Below are 4,631 nucleotides of genomic sequence, written 5' to 3' on the forward strand. Positions count from 1 at the left end.
GCAACGCGCCGGCCGCGGCCACCAGGGAGCCGTTCGCAGCTTGATCGGCGTATTCCTCGATCGGCCCGGCCATCGCGCCCTTGGCGGTGTCGATTGCGGAGTCGATCGCGCCGCCAACGACGACGTGCGAAGCCTCGCCCGCCGCGGCGGCGGCCCAGGTGTGTCGAGGAGCTTGCGCGCGTGCCCCGGCGGATGACATGACGGGGACCACCGGAGCTTGCGGACGTTTAGGGGAGGCCAGCTCTGGCTCACGATCATTCCACCGGCGACGATGGGCGGCCGCCTCTGAGATCTGCAGGGAACGTTGGGCCAGATCCAGCACAGGTGTTCCAACCGCTTGGGTCAGCCCGTTCACCACCGCCGTCGCAGCCGCAAGCGTGAGGTCGGTACCGACTCGGCCCAACCGCGATTCCAAGACCGACACCATGCGCGGTTGATGATTGAGGATGGCCGCGGCGCCTCGGGCGGCTCGCGGCGCGATCGGTAAGCGGACGACCCAGCCGGTGACTGCCGCACCGATTGCAACCACGTCCATGGCCGCCGCGGTCAACGGCACCAGGATCGCCAACGGGTCACCCGGGTCGGCGAACGGCGCGGTTCGGATCTGCGGCTCAGGGCCGGCGGCGGTCAATTCGGCCGCCGCGGACGCCACCACGTCGCGCACCCTGTCCAAGACCGCGTCGCTGTCGGCGGCATCCTCGAGTTCGATTACCAGCCGGCCCAGTGAGCCCTCGACATGAGCCGCGGCCACACCGAGAACCTCGCGGACCGGCTCTTCGACCAGCGCCGCGTGCTCGTGCCAGCGCGGGAACGGCAACAACGGATCCAGATCCAGGTGCACTCGCCGACCGCTTTGCCAACGCACGGTCGCCTCGTCGCCGTCCGGCGTGGCATTGGCCGAACTGCTCATCCCCACGACGCGGGCAGTCGATTGACTGACTGAATTCACCACCGGGCCGGCCAGCAGCTGCACCGCACCAGCGGCAGTTGCTACGCCGTTCACCCCGGCTTGCAACATATCCACTGCTCCGCCGGTTATACCGCCGACGAGGGCGGCTACACCCGGAACCTTCATTACGCACCCTTCAACATGCCTACCGCGCCCATACTTACGACGTCTTCGCTAACTGTCCACACGAAGGTCACTCAACGGCCGCGCGGCGACGGGTGACGCAGCTATCTCCGAACTCGGATCACCGGATTGGGGGCAGACCAAACACCGAAAACAACGCCGGATCAAGAAAGACGACGATAGCCGCGATCCCCGCGGCACCGGCGGTGAGGACATGTATCGAATGCGCCCGCATGACGTTGTCGGCGGCCCGCCGGTACTCGGCGACAGCGGGCTGCCCGTTCGCGGCAGTGCGGAGCATCACGACATCGCCAGCCGGGGCGATGGCGCGGTTGGTGAGGAAGCCCATCACGGCGTCGCGCCCGGTGAACCAGGTCGCCAGCGGCGGCATCTCCAGCTTGACGTCGGCCTGCAGCAATTCCGTCAACGCCGCCACGTCCCCGTTTTCGAAGGCGGCGCAGTACCGGTCGACGAGAGCGAGCAGCTGGGCGTCCTCGGGTTCGGTTACGTTCTCCTCGGCGGGCGCCACCTCGGCGAGATGCGCGCGAGCACGCTGCAGCGCGCTGTTGATCGCCGCGGGCGTGGATTCGAGAACCTCGGCGACCTCGGCGGCGCTGAACTGCAAGACATCCCGAAGGATCAGCACTGCACGCTGGCGCGCCGGTAGCTCCTGCAGGGCAGTCACCACCGCCAGCCGGATGCTTTCCCTTGCGGCGAACGCCGATTCGGGGGCCAGCCGGTCCGGGAACGGCCCCAACCAGTCATAGGCATCGCCGTCGACGTCGAGGCTGACATTGGGGTCGTCCGAGGCGGCGCCGACCCCGGCCGGCAGCACCCGGCGGGCACGGTTCTCCAGAGCCCGCAAGCATGCCGTCGTGGCGATGCGGTACAACCAGGTCCGCAGCGCCGCCCGCTCCTCGAAGCTTTCGTATGCCCGCCAGCCGCGCAGATAGGTTTCCTGAACAAGATCCTCAGCGTCGTGCACCGAGCCGAGCATGCGATAGCAATGCGCGATCAGCTCGGCGCGATACGGGGCCGCCTGCTCCATGAAATCCTCCTGAGCCGGCACGGTCGTTCTCCTATCCCGCGTCCATATCTGAAGGAGGGACGCAAACCCTACACCGGTACAGATACATCCGGAGGCCGACATTCATCGGCCGCCCCACCGATGAATCGGCGGGGCGCGACGTATCTGAATTAGTGCGGACTCGCGCCGCGCCGACGATGCACTCGCATTGTCGAGCAGGTCAACGAGGAGATCGACGTCATGGTGAGAATCACCGAGAAAGCAGTTCTGGTTACCGGGGGCAATCGCGGCATCGGGCGCGCGCTGGTCGAGGAAGCCTTGAGCAGAGGGGCCAACCGTGTGTACGTCGGTACGCGCGGACCCTTTTCGCACCCGGATGTCCGCGTCATGCCGATAACCATGGACGTGACCAACGCGACGCAGATCCACAGGGCGGTTTCTCGAGTCGAGTCTCTCGATGTCCTCATCAATAATGCCGGCCTCGCAGCCTATGACGACTTGAGCGATCGTTCCGCGCTTCAACGCCACCTCAACGTCAACCTTTTCGGCACCTACGACGTGACGGAGGCGTTCCTGCCGTTGCTGATTCGTTCCGGCGGAGTCGTCATCAACAATCTCTCGGTGAACGCCCTTGCTCCATTGCCGCTTATTCCGGCCTACTCGATCTCCAAAGCGGCTGCGTTCAATCTGACGCAATCGCTGCGCGCCCTGTTAGCCGGGCGAGGCGTGAGGGTTCATGCCGTCCTGACCGGCCCCGTCGACACCGATATGACCCGAGGTCTCGAGATACCGAAAAGTTCCCCAGAAGCTGTCGCGCGAGCCATCTTCGACGGAGTCGGAGAAGGCGTCGAGGACATCTTTCCCGACCCCATGTCGAAATCGGTGGCTGACACCTGGAGCAGCGGTGCCACCAAGGCGCTCGAACGCCAGTATGCGGCGCTGTTCGCCGAAGCAGAGCGGGTCGAGTCCTAAGCGGAAGTTCGAATCGGCGGGCACCGCACCGATTAATCGCCGGGGCGCGACGTATCTGAATTAGTGCGGACATCAACAACGTCCATACCGAAAGCGAGTACGAATCATGACCAAAGCAACCACCAACCTGACCGGCACGACGGCGATCGTGACCGGCGCGAGCCGAGGATTCGGCCGGGGCATCGCCACGGCCCTTGCCGCAACGGGTGCACACGTTGTCGGTGTCGCCCGTAGCCGTGAGCAACTCGACGAGGTAGGCGACGCGTTGGGCGACGGTTTCACCGCGGTGGCCGCCGACGCGGCCGATCCAGCGACAGCGAGCCGGCTCATCGCAGAACACCGGCCACGCACGCTGGTGCTGAGCGCCGGAGCCGCTCCGCACATCAGCCCGCTATCCGAGCAGAGCTGGCAGACCTTCAGCACGAACTGGACCGTCGACGTCGCGCAGGCATTCCATTGGATCCGCGAAGCGCTGCGGTCCCCGCTGGCACCGGGCAGCTCGGTGATCGCGATCTCCAGCGGCGCAGCGGTCAACGGATCGCCGCTGAGCGGCGGCTACGCCGGAGCGAAGTCCACCGTCAGGTTCATCGCCGCGTACGCCGCCATCGAATCCCAGCGAGGCGGGCTGGGAATCGACTTCGTGTCGGTTCTGCCGCAGTTGACCCCGGCCACCGAGCTGGGCGCGTCGGCGGTTGCGGCCTACGCCGCCTGGGAAGGGGTTGACGTCGACACCTTCCTAAAGAACCGCGGGCCATTGCTCACCCCTGAGCAAGCCGGGAAATCCGTCGTGGAACTCGCGACGGACGGACACCCGGACCACCTCGCATACATGCTTAGTGCCGCGGGTCTTTCGCCGCTGGCCTGATCGCAGGAGAAACGTGAAGGGAGACCGCTATGCAAACACCGCCGATCGTGTCAGCAGCCGAGTGGACGGCAGCGCACCAGCAACTGCGAGTCAAGGAAAAGGAAGTGATGCGCGCGCATGACGCGCTGACGGCCGAGCGTCGCCGGATGCCGTGGCTGGCTGTGGATAAGGAGTACGAGTTCGACGGACCCGACGGCAAAGTGAACCTGCTGGGTCTGTTTCAGGGTCGACGTCAGCTGATCGTCTATCGCGCCTTCGTCGGGCCCGACATCGACGGCTGGCCCGACCACGGCTGCCGCGGTTGTTCGATGATCGCCGATCACATCGGCAACCTGGCCCATCTCAATGCCCGCGATACCACGCTGGTGTTCGCGTCGCGCGCCCCGCAGCCGGGCATCGAGCGGCTCAAGGCGCGGATGGGTTGGGACATGCCGTGGTACACGATCACCGACAGCTTCGACGCCGACTTCGGCGTGGACGACTGGCATGGCACCAACGCGTTCATTCACGACGGCGAGCGCGTCTTCCGCACCTACTTCATCAATGGCCGCGGCGACGAAGTGCTTGGCAACACTTGGAGTTTCCTTGATATGACGGCGCTCGGCCGCCAAGAGACCTGGGAGGACTCGCCGGAGGGCTACCCGCAGAGTGCGCCTTACGAATGGTGGGACTGGCACGACGCCTACGGCGAGCAC

At 65.8% G+C, this 4,631-nt stretch carries 4 protein-coding genes and 1 pseudogene; 3 read left to right on the forward strand and 2 right to left on the reverse strand.

From position 1 onward, the window contains the following. Both WBF82_RS07480 and WBF82_RS07485 read right to left on the reverse strand, forming a co-directional pair. Positions 1-1,075 (reverse strand): annotated as a pseudogene (locus WBF82_RS07480) (cation-translocating P-type ATPase); the annotation flags it as partial. A gap of 118 nt (positions 1,076-1,193) precedes the next feature. Continuing rightward, positions 1,194-2,141: an RNA polymerase subunit sigma-70 gene (locus tag WBF82_RS07485; protein ID WP_424382423.1), complete on the reverse strand. Its 948-nt coding sequence runs from the start codon at positions 2,139-2,141 to the stop codon at positions 1,194-1,196. Between the two features lie 198 nt (positions 2,142-2,339). Between WBF82_RS07485 and WBF82_RS07490 the strand changes: the two genes are divergently transcribed. From WBF82_RS07490 to WBF82_RS07500, 3 genes are all read left to right on the forward strand, one after another. Beyond that, on the forward strand, positions 2,340-3,071 hold the full coding sequence (locus tag WBF82_RS07490) for an SDR family NAD(P)-dependent oxidoreductase (RefSeq protein ID WP_424382424.1): 732 nt from the start codon (positions 2,340-2,342) through the stop codon (positions 3,069-3,071). A gap of 106 nt (positions 3,072-3,177) precedes the next feature. Next, entirely contained in the window at positions 3,178-3,936 is a 759-nt protein-coding gene (locus tag WBF82_RS07495) for an SDR family oxidoreductase (protein ID WP_424382425.1), read from the forward strand. Between the two features lie 29 nt (positions 3,937-3,965). Next, on the forward strand, positions 3,966-4,631 hold a 666-nt coding region (locus WBF82_RS07500; RefSeq protein WP_424382426.1), incomplete at its 3' end, for a DUF899 domain-containing protein.

The sequence above is a fragment of the Mycobacterium sp. genome, from assembly GCF_049673265.1.
GTDB lineage: Bacteria > Actinomycetota > Actinomycetes > Mycobacteriales > Mycobacteriaceae > Mycobacterium.

What these genes read in the sequence shown, in the direction of transcription:
- WBF82_RS07495 (WP_424382425.1), top strand. Translation starts at nt 3,178, where the DNA reads ATGACCAAAGCAACCACCAACCTGACCGGCACGACGGCGATCGTGACC.
- WBF82_RS07490 (WP_424382424.1), top strand. Translation starts at nt 2,340, where the DNA reads ATGGTGAGAATCACCGAGAAAGCAGTTCTGGTTACCGGGGGCAATCGC.